General features: G+C 60.4%; 15 protein-coding genes, 2 tRNA genes and 3 rRNA genes. 5 read left to right on the forward strand and 15 right to left on the reverse strand.

The annotated features are described in order from the left end of the window. Window positions 1–45: 45 nt before the first annotated feature. The gene (gene pobA / locus NFG58_RS18285) at window positions 46–1,269 is read right to left on the reverse strand and encodes a 4-hydroxybenzoate 3-monooxygenase (RefSeq protein ID WP_108132227.1); all 1,224 of its coding nucleotides are present in this window, start codon (window positions 1,267–1,269) and stop codon (window positions 46–48) included. Between the two features lie 172 nt (window positions 1,270–1,441). Here pobA and NFG58_RS18290 point away from each other — a divergent pair, with 172 nt between their 5' ends. Then, complete coding sequence (locus NFG58_RS18290; RefSeq protein ID WP_348827139.1) at window positions 1,442–2,374, forward strand: helix-turn-helix domain-containing protein; 933 nt, start codon at window positions 1,442–1,444, stop codon at window positions 2,372–2,374. A gap of 155 nt (window positions 2,375–2,529) precedes the next feature. On the opposite strand, the gene NFG58_RS18295 is transcribed toward NFG58_RS18290, so the two are convergent. The 5 genes from NFG58_RS18295 to NFG58_RS18315 form a co-directional block, all read right to left on the reverse strand. Further along, the gene (locus tag NFG58_RS18295) at window positions 2,530–4,569 is read right to left on the reverse strand and encodes a CocE/NonD family hydrolase (protein ID WP_045995305.1); all 2,040 of its coding nucleotides are present in this window, start codon (window positions 4,567–4,569) and stop codon (window positions 2,530–2,532) included. A 138-nt stretch (window positions 4,570–4,707) separates the two neighbouring features. Beyond that, window positions 4,708–6,009 carry an ATP-grasp domain-containing protein gene (locus NFG58_RS18300; protein ID WP_348827140.1) on the reverse strand — a complete coding sequence of 434 codons (1,302 nt, stop codon included), beginning with the start codon at window positions 6,007–6,009 and terminating at the stop codon, window positions 4,708–4,710. A 193-nt stretch (window positions 6,010–6,202) separates the two neighbouring features. Next, window positions 6,203–7,492, reverse strand: coding sequence for a TRAP transporter large permease (locus NFG58_RS18305; RefSeq protein WP_108132224.1), 1,290 nt, complete (start codon window positions 7,490–7,492; stop codon window positions 6,203–6,205). Beyond that, a complete protein-coding gene (locus NFG58_RS18310) occupies window positions 7,482–8,009 on the reverse strand; it encodes a TRAP transporter small permease subunit (protein ID WP_045995308.1) in 528 nt (175 codons plus the stop codon). The genes NFG58_RS18305 and NFG58_RS18310 overlap by 11 nt, the downstream gene beginning before the upstream one ends. A 4-nt stretch (window positions 8,010–8,013) precedes the next feature. After that, complete coding sequence (locus tag NFG58_RS18315) at window positions 8,014–9,039, reverse strand: TRAP transporter substrate-binding protein (RefSeq protein WP_213231626.1); 1,026 nt, start codon at window positions 9,037–9,039, stop codon at window positions 8,014–8,016. 320 nt (window positions 9,040–9,359) lie between these two features. Here NFG58_RS18315 and NFG58_RS18320 point away from each other — a divergent pair, with 320 nt between their 5' ends. Then, the gene (locus tag NFG58_RS18320) at window positions 9,360–11,429 is read left to right on the forward strand and encodes a TonB-dependent receptor (protein ID WP_348827143.1); all 2,070 of its coding nucleotides are present in this window, start codon (window positions 9,360–9,362) and stop codon (window positions 11,427–11,429) included. Between the two features lie 169 nt (window positions 11,430–11,598). Beyond that, window positions 11,599–12,156, forward strand: coding sequence for a HutD family protein (locus NFG58_RS18325; protein WP_185696400.1), 558 nt, complete (start codon window positions 11,599–11,601; stop codon window positions 12,154–12,156). A gap of 582 nt (window positions 12,157–12,738) precedes the next feature. Here the strand turns inward: NFG58_RS18325 and rrf are convergent. From rrf to ilvC, 7 genes are all read right to left on the reverse strand, one after another. Continuing rightward, window positions 12,739–12,854: ribosomal RNA gene (gene rrf, locus NFG58_RS18330) — 5S ribosomal RNA — on the reverse strand. A 95-nt stretch (window positions 12,855–12,949) separates the two neighbouring features. After that, window positions 12,950–15,955: ribosomal RNA gene (locus NFG58_RS18335) — 23S ribosomal RNA — on the reverse strand. A 199-nt stretch (window positions 15,956–16,154) separates the two neighbouring features. Next, window positions 16,155–16,230: transfer RNA gene (locus tag NFG58_RS18340), tRNA-Ala, on the reverse strand. A gap of 127 nt (window positions 16,231–16,357) precedes the next feature. Then, window positions 16,358–16,434 (reverse strand) — tRNA-Ile (locus tag NFG58_RS18345). Window positions 16,435–16,535: 101 nt separating this feature from the next. Further along, window positions 16,536–18,073: ribosomal RNA gene (locus tag NFG58_RS18350) — 16S ribosomal RNA — on the reverse strand. Together the 16S, 23S and 5S rRNA genes with 2 tRNA genes alongside form the textbook arrangement of a ribosomal RNA operon. A gap of 796 nt (window positions 18,074–18,869) precedes the next feature. Next, window positions 18,870–19,691, reverse strand: coding sequence for a CDP-diacylglycerol--serine O-phosphatidyltransferase (gene pssA, locus NFG58_RS18355; RefSeq protein WP_045994259.1), 822 nt, complete (start codon window positions 19,689–19,691; stop codon window positions 18,870–18,872). Between the two features lie 262 nt (window positions 19,692–19,953). Next, window positions 19,954–20,970 carry a ketol-acid reductoisomerase gene (gene ilvC, locus NFG58_RS18360; RefSeq protein WP_045994258.1) on the reverse strand — a complete coding sequence of 339 codons (1,017 nt, stop codon included), beginning with the start codon at window positions 20,968–20,970 and terminating at the stop codon, window positions 19,954–19,956. A gap of 227 nt (window positions 20,971–21,197) precedes the next feature. Here ilvC and ilvY point away from each other — a divergent pair, with 227 nt between their 5' ends. Beyond that, on the forward strand, window positions 21,198–22,085 hold the full coding sequence (ilvY, locus tag NFG58_RS18365) for an HTH-type transcriptional activator IlvY (protein ID WP_045994257.1): 888 nt from the start codon (window positions 21,198–21,200) through the stop codon (window positions 22,083–22,085). Between the two features lie 74 nt (window positions 22,086–22,159). Here ilvY and ilvN read toward each other — a convergent pair whose 3' ends face one another. Both ilvN and NFG58_RS18375 read right to left on the reverse strand, forming a co-directional pair. Continuing rightward, window positions 22,160–22,651, reverse strand: coding sequence for an acetolactate synthase small subunit (gene ilvN, locus NFG58_RS18370; RefSeq protein WP_045994256.1), 492 nt, complete (start codon window positions 22,649–22,651; stop codon window positions 22,160–22,162). After that, window positions 22,651–24,375: an acetolactate synthase 3 large subunit gene (locus NFG58_RS18375; protein ID WP_045994255.1), complete on the reverse strand. Its 1,725-nt coding sequence runs from the start codon at window positions 24,373–24,375 to the stop codon at window positions 22,651–22,653. The genes ilvN and NFG58_RS18375 overlap by 1 nt, the downstream gene beginning before the upstream one ends. Before the next feature lie 884 nt (window positions 24,376–25,259). On the opposite strand from NFG58_RS18375, the gene NFG58_RS18380 reads away from it, so the two are divergent. Further along, window positions 25,260–26,636, forward strand: coding sequence for a sugar porter family MFS transporter (locus tag NFG58_RS18380; protein ID WP_045994254.1), 1,377 nt, complete (start codon window positions 25,260–25,262; stop codon window positions 26,634–26,636). Window positions 26,637–26,777: the final 141 nt, after the last annotated feature.

The following is a 26,777-nucleotide window of genomic DNA, read 5'->3' on the forward strand; positions in this document are numbered from 1 at the left end:
CGCTTTTCCCTCGCAGGTCCCTCGCCGGCAGATACCTCTATGACGCTACTCCAGGGGTTCGTAGGGCAGCCCCACGTAGTTTTCGGCGATGGTGGTCAGGCCCGCTGTCGAGCCGGTCAGATAATCGAGCTCCGCCAATTGCATGCGCGCCTCGAAGTCTTCCTCGTCGCTGAAACGATGCAGCATCGACGTCATCCACCAGGAGAAGCGCTCGGCCTTCCAGATACGCTTGAGGCACACCTCGGAGTAGCGCGGGATCAGATCGCTGCGCCCTTCGTTAAACACCTTCACCAGCAGGCGATACAGGGTGTTGACGTCACTCGCCGCCAGGTTCAGCCCCTTGGCACCGGTGGGCGGCACGATATGGGCGGCGTCCCCCACCAGAAACAGGCGACCGTACTGCATCGGCTCGACCACGAAGCTGCGCAGTGGTGCGATGCTCTTTTCGATCGAAGGCCCCGTCACCAGAGTCTCGGCCACGTCTTCCGGCAGGCGCCGTTTCAGTTCGTCCCAAAAACGCTCATCGGACCAGTCCTCGACCTTCTCATCGAGGCCCACCTGCACGTAGTAGCGGCTGCGATTCTCCGACCGCATACTGCACAGGGCGAAGCCCCGCTCGTGGCGCGCGTAGATCAGCTCATCGGTCACCGGTGGCGTGTCGGACAACAGTCCCAACCAGCCAAACGGATAGACCCGCTCGAAGGTCTTCAGGCGCTCCTGCGGGATCGATTGGCGTGACACGCCGTGGTATCCATCGCACCCCGCCACATAGGCACAGCGCAGACGGTACCCCTTGCCTTCATGCTGAAAGGTGAGGGAGGGCGACTCGCTCTCCAGATCATGGGGGGTGACGTCGCTGGCCTCGTAGTAGCTGATACCGCCTTCTCGCTCGCGTGCTTCCATCAGGTCCCGGGTGACTTCGGTCTGGCCGTACACCATCACCTGCTTGCCATCGGTGTGCCCCGCAAGGTCGACGCGTACCCGGCGGTTGTCGAAGGCAAGCTCAAAGCCGTCGTGGGGCAGGCCCTCGGCATCCATGCGTTCGCTGACGCCGGCTTCACGCAGCAGGTCGACCATGCCCTGCTCGAGCACCCCGGCACGAATACGTCCCAGCACATAGTCGCCGCTCTTGCGTTCGACGATCACATTGTCGATCCCGGCCCGGCTGAGCAGTTGCCCCAGCAGCAGTCCGGAGGGCCCGGCCCCGATGATGGCGACCTGGGTCGTGAGTTCACTATCGATACGCTCGGGGGAAGATGTTGTCGTCATGGTGGCTACCTCGTCAGCGGAACGTTATGGTTATGCCTTGTATTTTTCGCTGAAACACCACCCCAGATAAGGCATATTCCTCGCCACAAACTGGACTTTTCGCGGAATCTACCCTGACATTTGTCGTAGTCACGCTCAATCACCTCCCCGGCAACCGCCAGGAGCGCAGACCATGAACCCCGAGACCCCGTCCACCACGATATCGTCAGCGGTTCCCACCTTTACCCTTTACGGGGAAACCGGTAGCTGGCCGACCCCCGACCTGCTGCACTGCGAGTCCATCGCCGAACGCAGTCGGCTTCACGATTGGCGCATCCATCCTCACCGCCACGTCGACCTGACTCACCTGCTGCTGCTGTACGCGGGCGAGGTCGAACTGCAACTGGAAGACAGCCGACAACGGCGGGCCGCCCCGCTGCTGATCCTGGTGCCTGCGCTCACCATTCACGGGTTTGCCTTCGCTCCGAACATCCAGGGCCACATCCTGACCCTGGCGGCACCGCTGGTCAGCCACCTCGAGCAGGTACTGCCGGACGCCAGCAGGGTCTGGCGCAGCGCGGGAGTCACTGCACTAGCCGACGCCAGACACCGACTGCAGACATTGGTGGAACATATCGACGGGGAATACCGACGGCCGGCGCGGGACCGCGACGTGCTGCTCGACGCCTTGATCCAGGCGCTGACGGTGGAAGCGGCTCGCCTGGCGACGCATCCGGCCACCCGGGCCAGGTCTGCCGTGAGCACCGATCCCGGCCACGGCCACCTGGCCCGCTACCAGACACTGATCGAGCGGCGCTTTCGCCAGCAGCCGAGCATCGAGGAAATGGCGCGCGAGCTGGACATCAGCGCGGCCCACCTCAACGCCCTGTGCCGGCGCCTGGCGGACCAAAGCGCCCTGGCGGTGCTGCACCAGCGTCTACTGCTCGAAGCCAAGCGCGAGTTGACCTATACCAACCTGACCATCGCCCAGATCGCCGATGGCCTGGGATTTTCCGAGCCCGCCTATTTCACCCGCTTCTTCAAGCGGCTCAGCGGAGTGGCTCCCCGCGACTTCCGCCGCCGCCAGTTCCATCGTCAAGGCGACGGATCGCCAAGCTCGCCCTAGGCGCTGTCCGAAAAGTCGACGAGCGAAGGTTAGACAAGGCAAAAATCGGTGAGAAAGCGCAGTTTACGGGGTGTAAATGAGCATTTTGACCGGGCTGGCGCACCAGCCGATTTTTAACGCCGTATTACCGAGCGCAGGCACTTTTCAGACAAGCCCTAGACCAGATCCCGGGGGAAGACCTCATCCCAGCTTCGCGAAAAGATTCGAGTATCGCCCTGCCAGGCGTCCAGGGTGGCACGCACCCGAAAGCTGTCGGCGTCGCTGGTCAGCCGAGTGCGGGTCAGGGTGTGGATCTCCCAGTCCCCCCGGCGGAAGGTACGTTGCCACTCGGTCCAGCCGGTAACACTGTCGTAGTTGCCGTAGGAATAGCTGTAGCGCTCGGTCACCGAGCCGGAGATGTCCAGCGCGATATCGTCCAGCCGGTAGCTGCCCTCGTCGTGGAACACCTCCAGTGTGGTCTGGTCATTGGCCAGATCTCGGATCACCTTCCAGCTTTCCTGGGAAGGCTGCAGCAGCGTCTTGGCCAGCGGTGGCGCCCCTTCCGGCTCCTCGAAGGGGCGCAGAGCCGCTTCTTCCGCCGGCCTGGGGACCCTGGTCGGCAGCACCAGGCGACAGGCACCAGGCCACAGTGTCAGGCGTACCGGCCTTGGTGCAGGCCATACCAGCGGCCAGTAGCTGGTCGAGATCGCCAGCCGGATGGCGTGCCCCGCCGGAAACTGCTGGGCAATATGCTTGAGACACACCGTCACGCGGTAGCGGCGCCCCGGCACCAGAGGCTCCGGGTGTTCGTCGCTGTCACGATGGGTCAGGTTGAGCACCCCATAGGACACCCGTGTCGCCTTGTCGTCCTCGGCGATATCGACAAGACGCAGCGCCACCATCGCCACCGGCTGGTCGGCGGACAGTTCCAGCTGCACCGATGGGGCACCACAGATTTCCAGATCCTGCTCGAGCCGGGGCGTCTGGAAAATCAGGGCGCCGCCGTCCTCGTCACGCTGGTCGTGAGGCAGATCCGGCGGTGCGTTGTAGGAACACCACTTGCCGGCATACAGGCCCACCGACAGCGGCGAGCGGATATCCAGGCTCTCGTCGTCATCGCCGTCCTTCGCGTCGGTGCCGTCCTCGCCACGCAGGTCATGTCCGCTGGTCAGCCGCCAGCTCCGGGACATGATGTGGGGAGAGGGCCAGCTCGGCTCGGCGACCCAGCGACCGGGACGAGCGCTGTAGCGCGCCGATGGCGGCATCGATTGCTGCATCCAGACCCTCAGCATCGGTTCGTCCATGATCCCGGTATCCTGGTCCTTCAGCCAGTGGTCCCACCACCGTAGCCCTTCCTGCAGGAAGCCGATGGCCGGCCCCGGTACCCCGAGGTGGGGGTACTTGTGAGCCCAGGGGCCCACCAGCCCCTTGCGTGGCGAGGTCAAACCGGCCAGCAGCCGGAAGACGGCGTTGCAGTAACCATCCGCCCAGCCGCTGATGGCGTACACCGGCACCTGGATACGGCTGTAGTCCTCGCACACCGAGCCATGTTTCCAGTAGTCGTCACGTCGCTGGTGCTGAAGCCAGCGCGAAAGCCAGAGGCCGCTGCCGTCCAGGCGATCGAGCCACATCCTGAACCAGTCGCCACCCACCAGCGCCGGGTCGGGCGGGATGGCATTGCCATCGAACATGGTCGACGCCCAGGAAAGATTGTCGGCCAGCAGGCAGCCACCCATATGGTGGATATCATCGGCGTAGCGGTCATCGGTAAAACAGATGGTGATGACCGCCTTGAGCTGCGGTGGGCGCATGGCGGCGATCTGCAGGCCGTTGAAGCCCCCCCAGGAAATACCGACCATGCCGACACTTCCCGTACACCAGGGCTGGCGTTCCAGCCACTCGAGTACCGCCACCCCGTCGTCCAGTTCCTGCTGCAGGTACTCGTCGGTCAGTACGCCATCGGATTCGCCGGTGCCTCGGATATCGACGCGAACCCCGGCATAGCCATGCCCGGCCCAGTAAGGATGCACCTGAGCGTCTCGCTCCGCGGTCAGGTCACGCTTGCGATAAGGCAGGTACTCGAGGATCGCCGGCACCGGATCATCGTCGGCGTCGACCGGCCGCCAGATACGGGCAGCCAGCCGCGTGCCGTCGGCCAGTGGAATCCAGGTTTCCTGCTCCATCACCTTGCGCGGAAAATCGCTGACCACCCGCATCGTCGCTCCTTGCACTGGCTTCAAGCTCACCCTGTCGAGATCGCCCTGTCCATACCGCGCTGCCGAGATCGCCCTACCCCTGCAACCTGGCCACTCCAGCGCTCTCGGTGACGCTCGGTACAGCGGCGGCGCGCCGACTCAACTATCGATATCGCCGAATGCGAAGATCAGTCGGGCCGCCAGTTGCTGATAGCGACGAAGCAGCGCCTGATAGTCGTCGCCCCCCATCCAAATATAGGCCAATGCGAAGCTGTAGCTATCCTGTTCTGGCAGGCTCGACAGACGCTGCCCCTCCTCCACCTGCAGACTGATCACCGTGCCGGGGTAGTCCTGTTCGAGTTGTGCGAGGGTCTGCGCCGAGGGAACCCGTTCGACGGTGGCGTCATGGAAGAACACGCGGTAGAAGAACTTGGCCGCGACCGCGTAGGCGCCCTCCCGGTGGGGCAGTCTCGGACGCTGCCCCAGCGCCAGGTCCACCGTCACCTGCTGATGGCTGATCCCGTCGACCTTCTCGAACAGGTCGCAATGTGACTGGGAAATGCGTGTGTTGATCTCGAGCAGCCAGATGCGATCCTGGAGTTCGTCCCAGAAAAACTCGACGTTGAACGCGGATTGATCGAAGCCGGTGCGGGTCATGACCAGGCGGGTGGCGTCGATCATCTGCTGCTGAACCCTTTGTGGCAGGGCCGAGGGGTACAGATAGTGGAAGAAGCTCAACACCCCTGGGTAGCGAATCGAGTCGACCACACCATAGACCACGACCTCGCCATCGTGGACGTAGCCTTCCAGCGTGCATTGCCAGCCGCCGATGATTTCCTCGGCCATGCAGTAATGGCCATCGATCGCCGCGATCTCCGGAGGCAGGTTGGCCTGATCCAGCACGCTGTTGAACGGCTCGGCGATGGAACCGATCTCCGCCTTCAGACGGTCAATGGCAAGCGCAAAGTCTTCCGGCGTCTCGATGCGAAAACCGAGCCGTGAGCCCGACGACTTGATCGGCTTGACGAAGAAGGGAAAGGACAGCCCCGCCGCACCGATCTGACCCAACGCCGCCTCGTCGAAGGGGTCGAAGGCGGTGAACCCGGGGATGTACTGCGGCACCACCTCGCGCTGAACGCAACGGCTCCAGTACTTGTGCTCACACTTCAGCAAGCTTTCCAGCGACGTCGATCGGGTACCGAATCGCTTGCACAGGATCGGCAGCATCGTGGATACCGGAAAATCCATATAGCCGATGATCGCGTCTATCGGCCTGCCGAATCGGTCCAGGGTCTGGCCGGCTTCCTCGAGCATCGCGGGAATATCGAATTCTTCGGTGTCATAGACCGCCTCCGGCGCAATAATTCGGTGAAAGCGCCATTCTTCGGCACCCTTCAAGCGCAGCAGACGCTCATGATTGTCATCGTTCAGCCCCACCACAAAAATATTGCGCGCACTCACGTCAAGCCCTCGCGTCATTACGATGGTGTCACGCTGCAAGCTTAGTGAAACGCGCTTCCCACAAAGGCTCATATTGGACTAGAGCGTCATATCAGAAACCTCATCCAACCGACATTAAATGCATCAAAAAAGCCCGCCGTATGGCGGGCTTGGGGTGAGCTGAGCGTAATACTGGCCGCCGCTTCGATGCCGACTACAGCAAAAAGAGGGTGCTCAAGGTCGGGAACAACAGCAACAGAGCCAGGCGCACAAAGTCAGACACGATAAAGGGAGAGACGCCTCGGAAGATCTCTCCCAGTCCCACATGGGGCGCCATGGCCTTGATCACGAAGACGTTCATCCCCACCGGCGGCGTGATCAGCCCCAACTCGACCGTCAGCACCGTGACGATGCCAAACCACACCGGGTCGATACCCAGGCTCTGAATGATCGGGAACACCACCGGCACCGTGATCACCAGCATGGCGATCGAGTCCATGAACATGCCGAGCAGGAAGTACATGGCCAGGATGCACAGCACGACAACGAAGGGCGTCAGCTCCATGGCAAACAGACTGTCGCTGATGGAGAACGAGATGCGTGAGAGCGAAATGAAGTAGCCCAGCGCCTCGGCACCGACCAGCATGAAGAACACCACCGCCGACAGCGCCAGGGTCTCCTGGACCGCAGACCACAGCTCCCGTGCACGCAGCCCCTTGACCAGGGCGTAGATCAGGGTGGCAAAGGCACCGACACTGGCCCCCTCGGTGGGAGTGAAGATGCCCAGGTAGATGCCCAGGATCATGACCAGGAAGACCGCGAAGAAGGGCACCAGCCCGCCGAGCGAGGCAAGCTTCTCGCCCCAGCTCGTCGCTTCCCCTGCCACCGCCAGTTCCGGCTTGACCCGCATGACCACGCTGACGGTCAGGGCGTACAGCACCAGTCCCAGGAGCCCGGGCACCAGACCCGCCATGAACATGTCACCCACCGACTGCTCGGTCAGGATGGCATAGATCAGCAGGGCGATACTGGGCGGAATCATGATGCCTAGGGTGCCGCCCGCGGCCAGCGCCCCGGTGGCCAGGCCACGATGGTAGCCGTATCGCTCCATCTCCGGCAGGGCCACCCGGGTCATGGTGCTGGCGGTGGCCAGAGAAGATCCGGAAATCGCCGAAAAGACGCCACAGGAGCCGACGGCGGCGATCGCCAGGCCGCCCTTCCAGCCACCGCAGATCACCCGAGCCGACTGGAAAAGCTTGCCGGCCATGCCAGAATGCGCCGCCAGCACGCCCATCAGGATGAACATCGGAATCGCGCTGAAGCTGTAGTTGGACAACACCTCCACCGGCACCGACTTCAACATCGATACCGCCGCGCCTAGATCGATGATCGTGGCAAAACCACCGACACCGACCAGCAGCATCGCCAGAGCTACTGGCACCCGCAGGATCATCAACACCAGCAACAGCAGCAGCCCGAACCCGCCGATCGTCTCAGTCGCCATGGGACACCTCCGCACTCTGGCCGAACAGCGCCCCCAGGAGCGCGTGCAGCAGGCTGCGCAACGCCAGCAGAGCACTGAGCACTGCAGCGACAAGATAGATCGGCCCGAGCGAGATCCTCAGGTCCTGGGTGACCTCGCCGTACTCGACAGCGGCGTGGGCCGCACCCACCAGGCCCGTCGCCAGCACCCCGCCAAGCACCGCAAAGCCCAGCAGATAGACGCCATGCAGGCGCGCTGCGATGGACGCAGGAAGACGGTGGGAAAAGGCCTCGACCACCACCTGGCTCTTCTCCACGCTGGCCGACATGGCCGCCAGCAAGGCAAACAGCATCAGGTAGCTGACCAGTTCGACGCTACCGAAGACCTGAAAGGAGATAGCGCCATCGGTCAGACGCTGCAGGTAGCGTGTCACCACGTCGGCGATGGTCACCGCCAGCATCAGTATCAGACAGCCGCCCGCCACCCAGCGACAGACCAGGGCCAGCCAACGGCTGGCCCCTTCCAGAAAGGGTTGCATGGCGTCACTCCGTCCCGGCGCAGCTTTCACGTGCCGCCAGCGCCGCCTGATAGACGTCATGCGCCTGGCTCAAGCCGCGCTCCTCGAGTCCGCTCAGGTAATCCTCGATGCCCTGCTGGAGCGGCGGCGCCCAGTCGGCGTTGTCGAGGGGCGCATCGACCACCCGAATAGTGTGGCCGGCGTCCACCGCTTCCTGCCGCCCCACCTCGTCGATGGCGTGGAACACCTCCCCCGCATTGAGTGCCCACTGCATGCCGGAGTTGGCATCGATGACCGCCTGCTGCTCCGGCGTCAGCCGATCGTAGGCACGCTGGCTCATGGTCGCCACAAAGATCAGCGAATAGAACGGCACCTGGGTGTGGTATTCGACCAGCTCGTTGATACGAAACCCCTTCATGCCTTCCCAGGGAAAGCTCAAGCCATCGAGCACGCCCCGCTGCATGGAGGTATAGATATCCGGGGCAGGCATGCCTACCGGGCTTGCCCCCATGTTTTCGAGGATATCGCCTGCCACCGCGGTCGGGCGACGGATTCGCAGTCCTTCCAGATCGGCCGGTACCTGGACGTCGGTATCCACGGTATGGATGTAACCGGGACCGGTGGTGAACATGAACAACACGCGAGTATCGTCGTACTCTCCCCCCAGGCCGCCATCGTCGTGCAGGGTCTGCAGGATGCATGAACCCTGTATCGCGGAATCGGCCACCCCGGGGAGTTCGACGATCTGCGACAGCGGGAAGCGCCCGGCGGTATAGCCCTGAGCGGTGGCGCCGATATCGGCGATGCCGTTTACGGTCGCCTCATAGATGTCGTCAGCCTTGGCCAGGGTACCGGCGGGAAAGACCTGAACACGCAGATCACCGCCGGAGTCTTCCTCCACCGCCTTGGCCCACTGCTCGAAGATCTGGGTATTGATACCAGAGGCACCAGGCCAGAAGTGGGCCATGCGCAGCGTGGTCGCCGCTTGAACCGAGGCACAGGAAAGGGCCGTCAGGGATGCGGCCATCAGGCACGCGAGGGGGGTCTTCATGGGGATCCTCCGGACTTTATCGTTATCGTCGACGCGCGCTCATTATTGGTCTCTCGCTCGACACCGTTTCCGGCAACTCGACAAGTGGCGCTCGTTCGCATAGTGAACTTCTGTTCGTTTTTCAGTTCAAAAGATAAACTACCTGGCCACACAACGAAAAGCGACTTTGGTCTAGCGGAAGGCCAGGCACCGACGGGAACCAGGCTCTCTTCCCCAGAGTGGTGCCAAGGAGGCGACTTCTCTAGAATTGTGCTTAAACGATAAAGATGCTCTTTCGAGCCACCACTCCCTTCTCGCCTCGCCGTTCAAGGATGAAGCTGATGACCTCTCGCCCGGCCGCCGCCCTGCTGCTGCTCCCGCTGACAACGCCTGTCACCGCACAGACTGCCGCAACCGACGACCGCGCCGTCGAGCTGCAGCAACCCGTGTTGACGGTGTCGGCGCCGCGCCTGGAGCGCGAGCTACTCACCACCCCGATGGCTGTCTCGGTGGTCGATGAAGACGACATCCATCAAGGTCAGCAGCGGGTCCGTCTCGATGAATCCCTGGTTCGAGTGCCCGGGGTCTTCATCCAGAATCGCGACAACTTCGCCCAGGGTGCTCGTGTCTCCATCAGGGGCTTTGGTGCCCGCGCTCCCTTCGGTGTGCGCGGCATCACCATATTGGTGGACGGTATTCCCTACACCCTCCCCGATGGCCAGGCCCAGCTCGATGCCATCGACCTGGACAACGCAGAACAGATCGAGGTCATCAGGGGACCGGCGGCGGTTCAGTACGGCAATGCCGCCGGTGGCGTCATTTCGGTCACGACGGCGGACGGGCGTGACGAAGGTGACGACTCGACGACGATACGTGCCGGTATCGGTAGCGACGGCTACAACAAGCAATCCCTTTCCACCGGCGGCGAGCACGACGGCTGGGCCTACCACCTGGGTGCCTCGCGACTGGAACTGGCCGGCTATCGGGATCACAGCCGCACCGAGAAGCGCTTGCTGAACGCCAGCCTGTCACGAGATATGGGCGATCAACGCCGTCTCACCGCCATCATCAACCTGCTCGACAACCCCCGTTCCGAAGATCCTGGTGGCCTGACCCAGGACCAGGTCGATGAAGATCGCCGACAGGCGGGCCGCTTCACCGAGGACTACGACACCGGCCAGAAGGTGGACCAGCAGGTCGTGGGATTGCAGTACGAGGATCTTGGCTTCGGCCCCGGGGAGCTCTACCTCAAGGGATTTACCACCTGGCGAGACTTCGAACAGCAATTGCCCTATCCGGGCGACAGCTTGATCGACTACCGACGTCACCACTTCGGTGGCAGCGCCGAATATCACCAACGCTTCAACCTCGCCGGCATGACGCTGGACAGCATGGTGGGTATCGACGGCGCTCGCCAGGAAGACGACCGCCATCGCCGCGATGTAGCCTTCGATGGCAGCGTGACGGGAGAAGTGGCCGACGAGACCCAGACGGCGACCAGCCTGGGTATCTTCGCCCAGGGCGACCTTGCCCTGAATGAGCACTGGACACTGTCGGCCGGCGGACGCTTCGATCGCATCGACATGGAAATCGATGACGACTACGACAACGATGGCGACCAGAGCGGTGAACGCACCTTCCACGAAACCAATGGAAGCGTGGGAATCAGCTACCGCTTCCATCCCTTGCATCAGGTCTACGCCAACACCTCCACCGCCTTCGAGACACCGACCTTCTCGGAGTTTGCCAATCCCGCAGGTGGTGGCTTCAACCCCGACGTCGAGCCCCAGGAGAGCTGGAGCCGTGAGCTCGGGGTGCGCGGCACCCTGCCCACCGGACTGGATTACGACGTCACCCTGTTCTCGATCGACGTTGACGATGAACTGGTCCCCTACGAGATCGATGGCAGCGATCGTACCTTCTACGAAAACCTTGGCGACACCAGCCGCGACGGGCTCGAAGTCGCGCTAGGATGGCAGCCCTCGGCGCGTCTGGAGCTCAATACCGCCCTGACCCTGGCACGCTACGAGTTCGACCAGGTTTCCGGTAGTGGCCTGGACGGCAACCGTCTGCCCGGGCTTCCGGAGACAACCTGGGTCAACCAGCTCACCTGGTACGGGATAGGTAGCCAGGACACCCGTTACTTTGCCACCCTGGAAACCCAGTATGTGGGCGACATGGTCGCGGACAATGCCAACCGGGTAGACGTCGACAGCTACTGGCTGGTCAACCTTCGTGCGGGTGACGGCTGGCGACTGGGCGGCAACCAGATACTGTCGACCTACCTCGGCATCCGAAATCTGTTTGACGAAGACCACTATGCCAATGTCCGCATCAATGCCAGCAACGACCGCTATTTCGAACCGGCGCCGGACCGTTCCTTCTATGCAGGCGTAGAACTATCATTTTGATGTAAGCACAACTTTTTCGCCGAACTGTTGTGATTCGGGAATCAGCGCCGAGCGAGAGTCGCTCTACCCCAGCATCTCTTGAGCCAGATCAAGCACATCGACTTAAACCCTTGAGACGATGAAACGATCCTTGGCAAAAGGAGGCGCAGCACTCGCTGGCCAACCTCCCATGATCATTCGACGCTCATCCGAGACACCCGCGCGCCTCTGGTCCGGCGGCACGACGCGGGAGCTGTTTATCGCTCCCGTTGACAGTGACTATGCCGACCGGAACTTTCAGGTCCGCCTGAGCACCGCCACGGTAGAGTCCGAAGAGTGCCTGTTCACCCCACTGGCAGGCTACGAACGACACCTCATGGTATTGGAAGGCGCGGCCCACCTTGAGCATCAAGGGCACCGCTCCAGGGACCTCAGGCGCTTCGAAGTCGACACCTTTGACGGCGCCTGGCAAACCCTGAGCCAGGGGCTCTATCGCGACTTCAACCTGATGGTGAGATACGGCAGTCGCGGCTACCTCACACACCAGTTGCTCCGCGAACAGGAAACCCTGCACCTGTCACCGGAACCCGCACTACTTCGAGCCTGGTACCTGATCAGTGGTCGTGTGGAACTCGTCTCCGGCGAGGTACTCGCGGCCGGTGATCTTCTGGTCATCGAACCCGGCGACCGCCTGGGCCTGCGTTCGCTGCAAGCGAGCCAACTGGTCGTCTCCACCATCGCGTTCTAGGCACAGAGCCGCGACAACCGTCTTGCCGAAACTTGCCTGAAACCAAAGAAGCCCGCCTCCTCTCGGAAGCGGGCTTCTTCGTGATACATGCCTGATCTGTTCCCGACAGGGTAGTCGCATGGGGGGTGAGTCACCCCAGCGCTCTTTACAAGGGCTGCAGCGAAGCTGCAAGGGGGGACGAACGACGCGAGCTTGCCCTTGAGAAGAGCCAGGCCGGACCGCACCTCGGGGGGGCGGCGGCCGGCCCACATATAAAGAGAGGGGCTGAACTTGTAGAGAGCCATGCATGCGCTCTTTACAAAAAGAAGGCCCAACTCCTCTCGGAATTGGGCTTCTTCTGAATAAATGCCTGACGATGACGCTTAGACAGCAAGGTCGCTCGCATGGGGGTGAGTCACCCCAGGGTTTGCAGCGAAGCTGCAAGGGGGGACGAACGACGCGAGCTTGCGAGCGGCCGGACCGCGCCGAGGGGGTTATCGGCGCGGCCCCACATATAAAGAGGGGGGTCTTCCCCATGCATACGCTCTTTACAAAAAGAAGGCCCGACTATCTCTCGATAATCGGGCCTACTTTTGAATAAATGCCTGACGATGACCTACTCTCGCATGGGGAGACCCCACACTACCATCGGCGCTGAGCGGTTTCACTTCTGAGTTCGGCAAGGGATCAGGTGGTTCCCACTCGCTATGGTCGTCAGGCGGAAAAAAGACAATATATATCATGCCGACGATACGCTTCATCGTATCCGTCAATTGATTCGGGACATCATCGACCAAAACCCTTTGGGTGTTATATGGTCAAGCCTCACGGACCATTAGTACCGGTTAGCTCAACGCCTTGCAGCGCTTCCACACCCGGCCTATCAACCAGCTGGTCTTGCTGGGTCCTTTAGGAGGCTCAAGGCCTCAGGGAGATCTCATCTTGAAGGGGGCTTCCCGCTTAGATGCTTTCAGCGGTTATCCCGTCCGTACATAGCTACCCGGCAATGCCACTGGCGTGACAACCGGAACACCAGAGGTACGTCCACTCCGGTCCTCTCGTACTAGGAGCAGCGCTTCTCAAATCTCCAACGCCCACGGCAGATAGGGACCGAACTGTCTCACGACGTTCTAAACCCAGCTCGCGTACCACTTTAAATGGCGAACAGCCATACCCTTGGGACCGACTTCAGCCCCAGGATGTGATGAGCCGACATCGAGGTGCCAAACACCGCCGTCGATGTGAACTCTTGGGCGGTATCAGCCTGTTATCCCCGGAGTACCTTTTATCCGTTGAGCGATGGCCCTTCCATACAGAACCACCGGATCACTAGAACCTACTTTCGTATCTGCTCGACGTGTCTGTCTCGCAGTTAAGCACCCTTATGCTCTTGCACTCACTGCACGATTTCCAACCGTGCTGAGGGTACCTTCGTGCTCCTCCGTTACTCTTTGGGAGGAGACCGCCCCAGTCAAACTACCCACCACACACGGTCCTCGAACCGGATTACGGTCCTGAGTTAGAACGCCAATGATGCCAGGCTGGTATTTCAAGGTTGGCTCCACCCCATCTGGCGACAGGGTTTCAAAGCCTCCCAGCTATCCTACACAAGCAACATCAGCGTCCAGTGTGAAGCTGTAGTAAAGGTTCACGGGGTCTTTCCGTCTAGCCGCGGGTACACAGCATCTTCACTGCGATTTCAATTTCACTGAGTCTCGGGTGGAGACAGCGTGGCCATCATTACGCCATTCGTGCAGGTCGGAACTTACCCGACAAGGAATTTCGCTACCTTAGGACCGTTATAGTTACGGCCGCCGTTTACCGGGGCTTCGATCAGGAGCTTCGCGTGAGCTAACACCATCACTTAACCTTCCGGCACCGGGCAGGCGTCACACCCTATACGTCCGCTTGCGCGTTTGCAGAGTGCTGTGTTTTTAATAAACAGTTGCAGCCACCTGGTATCTTCGACCGCGTCAGGCTCCGGTCGCGAGGACCTTCACCCTAATGCGGCGTGCCTTCTCCCGAAGTTACGGCACCATTTTGCCTAGTTCCTTCACCCGAGTTCTCTCAAGCGCCTTGGTATTCTCTACCTGACCACCTGTGTCGGTTTGGGGTACGGTCTCACAGTATCTGAAGCTTAGAGGCTTTTCCTGGAAGCGTGGCATCGATGACTTCCTGACCGTAGTCAGTTCGTCTCGCCTCTCGGCCTTAAGGATCCGGATTTACCTGAATCCTCAGCCTACCGGCTTTCACCAGGACAACCAACGCCTGGCTCACCTAGCCTTCTTCGTCCCCCCATCGCAATACTGTGAGGTACGGGAATATTGACCCGTTTCCCATCGACTACGCCTTTCGGCCTCGCCTTAGGGGCCGACTCACTCTGCTCCGATTAGCGTCGAACAGAAACCCTTGGTCTTCCGGCGGGGGAGTTTTTCACTCCCCTTGTCGTTACTCATGTCAGCATTCGCACTCGTGATACCTCCAGCATGCTTCTCAACACACCTTCATCGGCTTACACGACGCTCCTCTACCGCGTGTTCGCATCCTTAAAATGACTCAGGCCGTTCACCTTGCCCTGCCCGACTCAACGTTCGGGAAGCGCTTTGCCATCGCTTCGCGATGGCAGCGAACTGACACTATCGAATCACCTTAAGTGATGCGAACACACCCGTAGCTTCGGTACCTGGTTTGAGCCCCGTTACATCTTCCGCGCAGGCCGACTCGACTAGTGAGCTATTACGCTTTCTTTAAAGGATGGCTGCTTCTAAGCCAACCTCCTAGCTGTCTAAGCCTTCCCACATCGTTTCCCACTTAACCAGGATTTCGGGACCTTAGCTGACGGTCTGGGTTGTTTCCCTTTTCACAACGGACGTTAGCACCCGCTGTGTGTCTCCCACGCTTGCACTCACCGGTATTCGGAGTTTGCCTCGGGTTGGTAAGTCGGGATGACCCCCTAGCCGAAACAGTGCTCTACCCCCGGCGGTGATACGTGAGGCGCTACCTAAATAGCTTTCGAGGAGAACCAGCTATCTCCGGGCTTGATTAGCCTTTCACTCCGATCCACAAGTCATCCAAATCTTTTTCAACAGATCCTGGTTCGGTCCTCCAGTTGATGTTACTCAACCTTCAACCTGCTCATGGATAGATCGCCCGGTTTCGGGTCTATTTCCAGCGACTGGTCGCCCAGTTAAGACTCGATTTCTCTACGCCTCCCCTATACGGTTAAGCTCGCCACTGAAAATAAGTCGCTGACCCATTATACAAAAGGTACGCGGTCACCAAACAAGTTGGCTCCCACTGCTTGTACGCATACGGTTTCAGGATCTATTTCACTCCCCTCTCCGGGGTTCTTTTCGCCTTTCCCTCACGGTACTGGTTCACTATCGGTCAGTCAGGAGTATTTAGCCTTGGAGGATGGTCCCCCCGTCTTCAGTCAAGGTTTCACGTGCCTCGACCTACTCGATTTCACAACACTCAGGTTTCGGTTACGGGGCTATCACCCACTATGGCCAGATTTCCCAATCTGTTCACCTACCAGTTGTGTTGCTTAAGGGCTGGTCCCCGTTCGCTCGCCGCTACTAGGGGAATCTCGGTTGATTTCTTTTCCTCGGGGTACTTAGATGTTTCAGTTCCCCCGGTTCGCCTCTCATGTCTATATATTCAACATGAGATACCCAAGTTACCTTGGGTGGGTTTCCCCATTCAGAGATGTCCGGGTCGCAGGTCGTTTGCCACCTCGCCGAACCTTATCGCAGGCTTCCACGTCTTTCATCGCCTCTGACTGCCTAGGCATCCACCGTATGCGCTTCATCGCTTGACCATATAACCCCAAAGGGTCTGTCAATCGATGATGTCACGACAATTGCCGGATACGCTTGAAACGTATCTTACTTTGTCAGCATGATATACATTGTTAAAGAGCGTTAGAGCAAAAGCTCTAAGCGAGAGACTTGATATCGCCTGATGGCGAACAAGCATCTTGCTTAGAACTTGACGACTGTTTTACTCGAGATGAGAAATGGTGGAGCCAAGCGGGATCGAACCGCTGACCTCCTGCGTGCAAGGCAGGCGCTCTCCCAGCTGAGCTATGGCCCCATATCCTGTCGGGTATGCTTGACCAGAACCAGCTATCAAACGATGGGCCTGGGCAAATCCGATGCTACCCGGCGAGCTCACCGATCTTCACCACACCAAAGGCGTGCACTCGCTGAACTTATGAAGATGGTGGGTCTGGGCAGACTTGAACTGCCGACCTCACCCTTATCAGGGGTGCGCTCTAACCAACTGAGCTACAGACCCATTGCCGAGCAATATTGGGCATAAATCCCAAACAGTCGTTACTCTTGCTTGATCAGGTAATTCATTGTGAGCACTTACCGACAGTCAGATGACGTGTCGTTTAAGGAGGTGATCCAGCCGCAGGTTCCCCTACGGCTACCTTGTTACGACTTCACCCCAGTCATGAACCACACCGTGGTGATCGCCCTCCGAAGTTAGGCTAACCACTTCTGGTGCAGTCCACTCCCATGGTGTGACGGGCGGTGTGTACAAGGCCCGGGAACGTATTCACCGTGACATTCTGATTCACGATTACTAGCGATTCCGACTTCACGGAGTCGAGTTGCAGACTCCGATCCGGACTGAGACCGGCTTTATGGGATTAGCTCCACCTCGCGGATTCGCAACCCATTGTACCGGCCATTGTAGCACGTGTGTAGCCCTACCCGTAAGGGCCATGATGACTTGACGTCGTCCCCACCTTCCTCCGGTTTGTCACCGGCAGTCTCCCTAGAGTTCCCGACCGAATCGCTGGCAAATAGGGACAAGGGTTGCGCTCGTTACGGGACTTAACCCAACATTTCACAACACGAGCTGACGACAGCCATGCAGCACCTGTCTGAGAGCTCCCGAAGGCACCAATCCATCTCTGGAAAGTTCTCTCGATGTCAAGGGTAGGTAAGGTTCTTCGCGTTGCATCGAATTAAACCACATGCTCCACCGCTTGTGCGGGCCCCCGTCAATTCATTTGAGTTTTAACCTTGCGGCCGTACTCCCCAGGCGGTCGACTTATCGCGTTAACTGCGCCACAAAGCTCTCAAGGAGCCCAACGGCTAGTCGACATCGTTTACGGCGTGGACTACCAGGGTATCTAATCCTGTTTGCTACCCACGCTTTCGCACCTCAGCGTCAGTGTCAGTCCAGAAGGCCGCCTTCGCCACTGGTATTCCTCCCGATCTCTACGCATTTCACCGCTACACCGGGAATTCTACCTTCCTCTCCTGCACTCTAGCCTGACAGTTCCGGATGCCGTTCCCAGGTTGAGCCCGGGGCTTTCACAACCGGCTTATCAAGCCGCCTACGCGCGCTTTACGCCCAGTAATTCCGATTAACGCTCGCACCCTCCGTATTACCGCGGCTGCTGGCACGGAGTTAGCCGGTGCTTCTTCTGTGAGTGATGTCCTCCCTCGAGGGTATTAACCTCAAGGCTTTCTTCCTCACTGAAAGTGCTTTACAACCCGAAGGCCTTCTTCACACACGCGGCATGGCTGGATCAGGCTTTCGCCCATTGTCCAATATTCCCCACTGCTGCCTCCCGTAGGAGTTCGGGCCGTGTCTCAGTCCCGATGTGGCTGATCATCCTCTCAGACCAGCTACGGATCGCAGCCTTGGTGAGCCGTTACCTCACCAACTAGCTAATCCGACATAGGCTCATCCGATAGCGCAAGGTCCGAAGATCCCCTGCTTTCCCCCGTAGGGCGTATGCGGTATTAGCCTGGGTTTCCCCAGGTTATCCCCCACTACCGGGCAGATTCCTATGCATTACTCACCCGTCCGCCGCTCGACGCCTCCTAGCAAGCTAGGATCGTTTCCGCTCGACTTGCATGTGTTAGGCCTGCCGCCAGCGTTCAATCTGAGCCATGATCAAACTCTTCAGTTTAAAGTCTGATAGTCCGTTAAGCGGACCAAACTTGGCTCAAGGTTCAAACGTCTCGTTTGACGAGTCGCTTGCCTTGATATTTCAGTGACAGTGTCACTGACTCATCGGCAAGCGCCCACATGAATTACCTGATCAAATTATTAAAGAGCATGCTCTGGACTCTATAGAGAGCTTAAAGAGCGTCTCGCTTTGCTGCGCCGCAGCCCGAATCGTTAACCCGAGCCTTTGTCACAGCGCCCTGCGAGGAAGGCGTATTCTACAGAATCGAAGCGTTTCGTCAAGGCTTTCTTTTTTCGCCGTACAAGCGATGCCTGCAGGACCCAAGAGAAAGCGAAGCGAGCCTGACGCGCATCCTGCGATGCCGTCCTGGCGACTCCGATCGAGTGGCGAGCATTTTACCGATTTCTCGTTGCCCGTCAAGTGGAGAATTTTTCGAAGACTTGAAAAAGCCTTTTCAAAACAATCACTTTACCACCCTTCACCGCCTGTGACGTTTGCTCGTCGCCGGCAGCGGATGCGTACTTTACGCATCACCTCCGGCCTTGGCAAGCGCTTTTCGTAAAAAAATGCCAGATCATCGAGCAGTGTCGATCCAACAGCGGCACCATCTTGTCCACACCGCTCTATGGAACCCCCTGTGGATGAATGCACAGACTGCCCCAGAAGGCGCTTTCGGCACTCATACAAGAACAGGAACGCCCGCGCTAGGCGGGCGTTCCTGTCGGTCGTCAGTATAACGAAGCGTTGGGCTTGCTGCTCACATCGGCCTCTATTGTTACCGCAAGATGATCCTGGGCTAGGTCTTGAGCTTGCGCATCAGCGCCATCGTCGGACCGGACGCCACATAGGTACCGAACAGCAGCAACAGCATGACCGACGGCTCGATCGAGATCACGACAAATCCCAGCACGATGGCCAGCAGGGCCACAAAGGGCACCGGCCCCTTGAGATCGACATCCTTGAAGCTGTAGTAGCGAATGTTGCTGACCATCAAAATGCCAGCCGCCCCCACCACCAGCAGCATCAACAGCTTGAAGCCAAGAGCGGTGGCGTCGAAGCTGTGGAACGTCCACACACTGGCCGCCACCAGCGCCGCCGCCGACGGGCTGGGCAAGCCGATGAACCACTTCTTGTCGACGCTGCCGATCTGCACGTTGAACCGCGCCAGGCGAAGCGCCGCACAGGCCACGTACAGGAACGCCACCACCCATCCGGTCTTGCCGATGTCCTGCAGGATCCAGGTAAAGGCGACAAGCCCCGGCGCCATGCCAAAGGAGATCATGTCAGCAAGGCTGTCATATTCGGCGCCAAACTCGCTTTGTGTATTGGTCAGCCTGGCTACCCGGCCGTCGAGGCCATCGAGCACCATGGCGATGAAGATGGCCACCGAAGCGGCGGTGAAATCGCCATTGAGGGCGGCGACAACGGCGAAGAATCCCGAAAACAGCGCCGAGGTGGTGAACAGGTTCGGCAACAGGTAGATCCCCCGCCGTCGCACCTTTTTGCCGTCCTCGACCGCTTCTTCCACGACTTCGGATTCCCGCATGAAGGCGCTGGCCAGATCTTCATCCTGGGGCTCTCGTGGTTCCTGCTCACGCTTGCCTGCGTCTTCGCTCATCTCTGTCATCCATTGGCTTCGAGTATGGGATCATTCTACACGACCGGCCGGCCGTTACCGCCAACCTCGCGGCAGCCGCCCTCTCCCCCAGCCTCGGGCACCTGCGGGCCAAACGCAAGGCACAGCGCAGGATTCATGCGGCAGCACCATGACCACTCAGTCGTTCACCCATGACGCAACGGGGGAGGAGCACTGAGTGTGCTCCTCCCCCGTTTCTGTCCCCATCGGCGGGCAAGCCCGACGATGGGTTACCAGGAACCCATCAGTTCTTGGATTTGTCGACCAGCTGGTTGGCGGCGATCCAGGGCATCATGCCACGGAGCTTCTCACCGACCTGCTCGATCTCGTGCTCGGCGTTCAGGCGACGACGTGCGGTCATCGAGGGGTAGTTGCTGTTGCCCTCGTTGATGAACATCTTGGCGTACTCGCCGGTCTGGATACGCTTGAGGGCGTTGCGCATGGCGGCACGCGACTCGTCGTTGATGACCTCAGGGCCGGTCACGTACTCGCCATACTCCGCATTGTTGGAGATGGAGTAGTTCATGTTGGCGATGCCGCCTTCGTACATCAGGTCAACGATCAGCTTGAGCTCGTGGAGACACTCGAAGTAGGCCATTTCAGGGGCGTAGCCCGCTTCTGTCAGGGTCTCGAAGCCGGCCTTGACCAGTTCGACAGCGCCACCACACAGGACAGCCTGCTCACCGAACAGGTCGGTTTCGGTCTCGTCCTTGAAGGTGGTCTCGATGATGCCGCTGCGGCCACCACCGATGGCGGCGGCGTAGGACAGGCAGAGTTCCTTGGCCTGGCCGGTGGCATCCTGGTGGATGGCGATCAGGTCAGGAATACCGCCGCCACGGGCGAATTCGGAGCGCACAGTGTGGCCCGGCGCCTTGGGGGCGATCATCACCACGTCCAGATCCTTGCGTGGCTCGATCTGGTTGTAGTGGATGTTGAAGCCGTGGGCGAAGGCCAGGGTAGCGCCTTCCTTGAGGTTCGGCTCGATTTCCTGCTCGTAGATAGCCTTCTGGTTCTCGTCCGGCGCCAGCACCATGACGACGTCGGCGGACTGGCAAGCCTCGGCCACAGAGGCCACCTTCAGGCCGGCGGCCTCCGCCTTGGCGGCGGAAGAAGAACCCGGGCGAAGCGCGACGGTGACGCTGACGCCGGATTCCTTCAGGTTGTTGGCGTGGGCGTGGCCCTGGGAGCCGTAACCGACGATGGTGACCTGCTTGTTCTGGATCAGCTGAAGATCGCAGTCCTTGTCGTAATAAACGCGCATCTGGTGCTCCTGAAAACGAGTGCCTGCTCGGCGATAGAAGAGATCTTGTCTGTGTCGTGTTGCGTTCAGCGTTGATGGCCACCCGCGCCGTCTTGTGCGGCGCTGGGCAGACGAGAGGGCTCGCCCTCCGTCGATGCATCCCACCTTACGCCAGCGCCCGTATTGCGTAAAACGCTATATTTGCAATACTACGTGCCAAAATATGCAATTACAGGTCAGGACTCCCCATGGACTTCCGCCCCCTGAAGCACTTTCTGATGCTGGCCGATTCACTGCACTTCGGCCGTGCCAGCGAGGCCTGCCACGTGAGCCCATCGACCCTGAGCCGCTCCATTCGCCAACTGGAACAACAGCTCGGCGTGGTGCTGTTCAACCGTGACAATCGCCACGTGGTGCTGACCCCCCAGGGAAAGCGCTTCCAGCGCTATGCCAAGGAAGCCCTGGAAGAGTGGGAACAGGTCCGCCTGTCGTTGCAGAGCGAGGCCAAGCGCCTCAGTGGTGAAATCAGCATCTACTGCTCGGTGACCGCGAGCTACAGCTTTCTCTACAGCCTGCTGGCCGACTTCCGCCAGCGCTATCCCGCCATCGAGCTCAAGCTGCACACCGGCGACCCAGCCCGAGCCATCCAGCGAGTGCTGGCCGGCGACGAAGACATGGCCATTACCTCACGCCCGCGCCGCCTGCCCGATGGTCTCGCCTTCAAGTCGCTGACCCGTTCGGCACTGGTGTTCATCGCCCCACAAGAGCAACGACCGTGGGTGCCACAGCAGCCGATGAGCCCGAGCCAGACACAGTGGCAAGGGGTGCCAATGATCCTGTCGGAGGCTGGGCTATCGCGGGAACTGGCCGACACCTGGTTCAAGGCGCTGGGCGTGACCCCGACCATCTACGCCCAGGTAGCCGGCCACGAAGCCATCGTCAGCATGGTCGGACTCGGCTTCGGCATCGGTGTGGTGCCACGCATCGTGCTGGAGGCGAGCCCGCTGGCCGAACGCGTGAGAATACTCCCGGTCAAGCCGGAACTGCCGCACTACGACGTGGGCCTCTGTGTGCTGGAGCGGCGTCTGAAGAGCCCGTTGATCGACGCCCTGTGGCAGGAAGTCGTGGAGCGTTGAGGCCGGGCACGAAAACGCCGCCCCGAGAGGCGGCGTAACAGGTTCACCGGCTGCCCACCAGGGCCAGCGGCTTGCTAGAGGCTAAGCACCTTGTCACCACGGGCGATACCCGAGACGCCGGTGCGCGCTACTTCGAGAATGCCCACGGGGCCCATCGCCTGCAGGAAGGCGTCGAGCTTCTCGGCATCGCCGGTGATCTGCACGGTGTACAGACTCGGGGTGACGTCGACGATCTGGGCACGGAAGATGTCTACCGTGCGCTTGACCTCATCGCGGGCAGCGCCCAGCGCCTTGACCTTCACCAGCATCAACTCACGCTCGATATGGTTGCCTTCGGTGAGATCCACCAGCTTGACCACGTCGATCAGCTTGTTGAGGTGCTTGGTGATCTGCTCGATCACCCGGTCGTCCCCGACGGTGGTCACGGTCAGACGCGACAGGGTCGGGTCATCGGTGGGCGCCACGTTGAGGGTTTCGATGTTGAAGTTGCGCTGGGAGAACAGCCCCACGACCCGCGACAGCGCACCCGGTTCGTTTTCCATCAGAATCGAGATGATATGTCGCATCAGGTCCGCTCCGTCTTGGAAAGCAGCATGTCACGCATGGAGCCCAGAGGCACCTGCATCGGATAGACGTGCTCGTGCGGGTCCACCGCGACGTCGAGGAACACCAGCTCATGGGTGTCGGCGAAGGTACGCGCCAGCGCCTCTTCCAGATCCTCTTTCTTCTCGACCCTGAGCGCGGTGAAACCGTAGGCCTCGATCAGCATCTGGAAGTCCGGCAGCGACTCCATGTAGGAGTGAGCATGGCGGGACTTGTAGTTGAGGTCCTGCCACTGGCGCACCATGCCCAGCGAGCCGTTGTTGAGATTGATGATCTTGACCCCACCACCGAACTGCTTACAGGTGGAGAGTTCCTGCATCATCATCTGGAAGCTGCCTTCGCCGGTCACGCAGACGACCTCCTCATCGGGGAAGTTCTGCTTGACGCCCATGGCCGCGGGAAAACCGAAGCCCATGGTGCCGAGTCCACCGGAGGTGATCAGCCGGTTAGGCTTGTCGAACTTGTAGTACTGGGCTGCGAACATCTGGTGCTGACCCACGTCGGTGGTGACGTACGCCTCACCACGAGTCACCCGGCAGATGGCTTCGATCACCTCCTGCGGCTTGAGCACCTCGCCGGGCCTGGACGGCTCGTAGAGCTTGCCCTTGCGCTCGTCGCGCCACTCGTCGATGGTCTTCCACCAGTCCTTGAGCGCGTCGGGATTGGCGATCTCATGGCCCTGCACCAGGCTGATCATTTCGTTGATCACGCTGGCCGCAGGTCCAACGATGGGCACGTCTGCGCGCACCGTCTTGGACACCGAGCTGGGGTCGATATCCACGTGGATGATCTTGGCCGTGGGGCAGAACTTCGAGGTATTGTTGGTCACACGATCGTCGAAACGCGCGCCGATGGCGATCACCAGGTCGGCGTGATGCATCGCCATGTTGGACTCATAGGAGCCGTGCATGCCGAGCCAGCCCAGGCACTGATCGTCGCTCTGGGGATAAGCCCCGATGCCCATCAAGGTGGTGGTGATCGGAAAACCGAGCTGCTTGACCAGATCGGTCAGACCCTCGCAAGCACGCCCCTGGACCACGCCACCACCGGTGTAGAACACCGGACGACGGGCCTTGAGCATCAGCTCCACGGCCTTCTTGATCTGTCCGGTATGGCCGCGACTGACCGGGTTGTACGAGCGGATCTTGACCTTCTTCGGATAGACGTACTCGTAGCGCTCGGTGGGCGCCGTCATGTCCTTGGGTATATCCACCAGCACCGGACCGGGACGCCCGGTGGCGGCGAGATAGAAGGCCTTCTTGAGCACCTCGGGAATCTCGCTCGGGTGCTTGATCGAGAAGCTGTGCTTCACGATTGGCCGGGTGACACCGACGATATCGGTCTCCTGGAAGGCATCGTCACCGATCAGATGGCTCATCACCTGACCACAGAGCACGACCATCGGGATCGAGTCCATATAGGCAGTGGCGATGCCGGTCACCGCATTGGTGGCCCCCGGACCCGAGGTGACCAGTACCACCCCGGGCTTGCCGGACGCCCGGGCATAGCCGTCGGCGGCGTGGGTCGCGGCCTGCTCGTGGCGAACCAGGATGTGCTTGACCTTGTCCTGACGGAACAAGGCATCGTAGATGTGTAGTGCGGCGCCGCCCGGATAGCCGTAGATGTATTCCACGCCCTCATCCTGGAGGAAGCGGGCGATCATGTCCGCGCCTGAAAGCAATTCCACAGATGTATCTCCCCTGGAGGTCTCGAGTGCGATTCGCACCTGTCGTGGGTACGAAGTCGAGTGCAGCGGTATGCTGCTGCCGGCGCACCGGCACCTGATGCCAAACCCTGGCGTCCGTCGGCCCGGTTGGGGCCTGCACTCTCATCACGGCGGGTCACCGCGTCGGGGCGTTGGCCAGGCGGGGCGGTTAACCCGAACCTGGTAGTCCTTCGGCGGGTAGAGGCCCATTGGCCTACCCTTCACGCGGCGTTGGGGGTCACCCATCGTGCCGCGCCCGCAGTCAGGAACCCTCAAGATTCCAATAGCGCTCTGTGACTGTCAACCGCCGTTCCCATCGCGCTCGGTCAGAGCACTCTGAAAGGCCTCTTTTCGCGGGTGCAGCAAGACCAATGTCTAACGCCGTTTTCTCGAAATCTGGCCATGACGCTGCTGTAATGACGCCAGGTGACACGATTCACTTACTTTACCAGACACCGATGGAGAGGGTGCGGCGGAAAGTCGCCACGACAGCCGGAGCATGACGGCAGGAGAGTTTCTCTCTGCCCCGCCCCGGGACTGATCGGCACCGCTGACGATCAGCGAACGACTCGCCGAGCTTTCGAATCGGGGCGCTGACACTTGCCATCTGGATCGCTGACGCCTCAAGAGAGAATCGATTCACCCAAGGATGTCTCTAGGCGCTGTCCGAAAAGTCGACGAGCGAAGGTTAGACAAGGCAAAAATCGGTGAGACAGCGCAGTTTACGGGGTGTAAATGAGCATTTTGATCCGATTTTTAACGCCGTATTACCGAGCGCAGGCACTTTTCAGACAAGCCCTAGACAACCACAAGGTCTTTTCGACAACCACAACAACGCCCCCCCCTTTCACAGGAGGTAGCACTACATGTCTCGCATCATGCAATGGTCCATCACCGTGGCGCTGGCAGGATTCCTGTTCGGCTTCGACACCGCGGTCATCTCCGGGGCCGACAAGCCCATCCAGGCGCTGTGGGGTCTCAGCGACCTGCAGCATGGCCTGCTGATCATGTCCATGGCCCTTTGGGGCACCGTGATCGGTGCCATCTTCGGCAACTGGCCCACCGATGCGCTGGGAAGGCGCGCCACCCTGCTGATGATCGGTGTGCTGTACCTGGTCTCCGCGGTGGGCTCGGCGGTGGTGTCCGACCCCTGGCTGTTCGCCTTCTTCCGCCTGATCGGCGGCATCGGCGTCGGCATCTCCTCGGTGGCGGCCCCCACCTATATCTCCGAGATCGCCCCGCCGCGCCATCGCGGCTTTCTGGTCGCCATGTACCAGTTCAATATCGTCTTCGGCATCCTCATGGCATTCGTCTCCAACTATGTGATCGGCAGCCTGATGAGCGACGACGCCTGGCGCTGGATGCTGGGTATCGAGGCCATCCCTGCACTGATCTACACCCTGATGATCACCCGTGTCCCGCGCAGTCCGCGCTGGCTCATCCTCAAGAAGAACGCTATCGAGGAAGCAGGCCAGGTACTTCGCCAGATCAACCCTGATGCCGATGTCGACGCCGAGATCAACGCCATTCGCGCCGCCGAAACCGACGAAGCGTCCGCCAAGGCCCCCTTCTTCTCGCGTCGCTATCGTCTGCCGATTCTGCTGGCCTTCCTGATCGCCTTCTTCAACCAGCTCTCGGGCATCAACTTCATCATCTACTATGCCCCCCGGGTGCTCGAAGCCGCCGAACTCGGTAGCCAGGCAGCGCTTCTGTCCACCGCCGGCATTGGTCTGGTCAACCTGGTCTTCACCATGATCGGGATGTCGCTGATCGACCGCTTCGGCCGCCGTACCCTGCTGTTCATCGGCTCGGCCGGCTATCTAGTGTCGCTGGTGCTGATCTCTCGCGCCTTCTTCGCCGACGCCCTGGGCGGACTCGAAGTCCCGCTGCTGCTGGGACTGTTCATCGCTGCCCATGCCATCAGTCAGGGTGCGGTCATCTGGGTGTTCATCTCCGAGGTCTTCCCCAACCACGTGCGTGCCCGCGGCCAATCCTTCGGTGCCTCGATCCACTGGGTCTTCGCTGCGCTGATCACCCTGGTCATGCCCTGGGTGCTGGGCACCTTCAGCGGCGGGCCGGTGTTCGCCTTCTTCGCGGTAATGATGCTGCTGCAACTGGTGTTCGTGATATTCCTGATGCCAGAGACCAAGAACGTCAGTCTCGAGGAACTGCAAAAGCACCTGGTGGGCGACAACGTACGCCTGCGACGCGTGCACCTGTCCGGCGCCCGGGCGACGCGCTAGGGCTTGGCAAGAATAAGCCCGCGCTCGTTGCCCTTTCGGGCAGAACCCAAGCCTTGATGAACGCCACGAAAAAGCCCGCCGGGTGGGGAACCGGGCGGGCAAGGGGGTCACAGGACGCAACCTGACCTTCAGTATAGCGAC

It is taken from the genome of Halomonas sp. RT37 (genome assembly GCF_040070525.1).
In the GTDB taxonomy this organism is placed as follows: domain Bacteria; phylum Pseudomonadota; class Gammaproteobacteria; order Pseudomonadales; family Halomonadaceae; genus Halomonas; species Halomonas litopenaei.

Coding starts and splice junctions, on each gene's coding strand:
- ilvY (WP_045994257.1), top strand. CDS start 21,198: ATGGACTTCCGCCCCCTGAAGCACTTTCTGATGCTGGCCGATTCACTG.
- pssA (WP_045994259.1), bottom strand. CDS start 19,691: ATGAGCGAAGACGCAGGCAAGCGTGAGCAGGAACCACGAGAGCCCCAG.
- NFG58_RS18320 (WP_348827143.1), top strand. CDS start 9,360: ATGACCTCTCGCCCGGCCGCCGCCCTGCTGCTGCTCCCGCTGACAACG.
- NFG58_RS18295 (WP_045995305.1), bottom strand. CDS start 4,569: ATGCGGGTGGTCAGCGATTTTCCGCGCAAGGTGATGGAGCAGGAAACC.
- NFG58_RS18315 (WP_213231626.1), bottom strand. CDS start 9,039: ATGAAGACCCCCCTCGCGTGCCTGATGGCCGCATCCCTGACGGCCCTT.
- ilvN (WP_045994256.1), bottom strand. CDS start 22,651: ATGCGACATATCATCTCGATTCTGATGGAAAACGAACCGGGTGCGCTG.
- NFG58_RS18310 (WP_045995308.1), bottom strand. CDS start 8,009: ATGCAACCCTTTCTGGAAGGGGCCAGCCGTTGGCTGGCCCTGGTCTGT.
- NFG58_RS18325 (WP_185696400.1), top strand. CDS start 11,599: ATGATCATTCGACGCTCATCCGAGACACCCGCGCGCCTCTGGTCCGGC.
- NFG58_RS18290 (WP_348827139.1), top strand. CDS start 1,442: ATGAACCCCGAGACCCCGTCCACCACGATATCGTCAGCGGTTCCCACC.
- ilvC (WP_045994258.1), bottom strand. CDS start 20,970: ATGCGCGTTTATTACGACAAGGACTGCGATCTTCAGCTGATCCAGAAC.
- NFG58_RS18380 (WP_045994254.1), top strand. CDS start 25,260: ATGTCTCGCATCATGCAATGGTCCATCACCGTGGCGCTGGCAGGATTC.
- NFG58_RS18305 (WP_108132224.1), bottom strand. CDS start 7,492: ATGGCGACTGAGACGATCGGCGGGTTCGGGCTGCTGCTGTTGCTGGTG.
- pobA (WP_108132227.1), bottom strand. CDS start 1,269: ATGACGACAACATCTTCCCCCGAGCGTATCGATAGTGAACTCACGACC.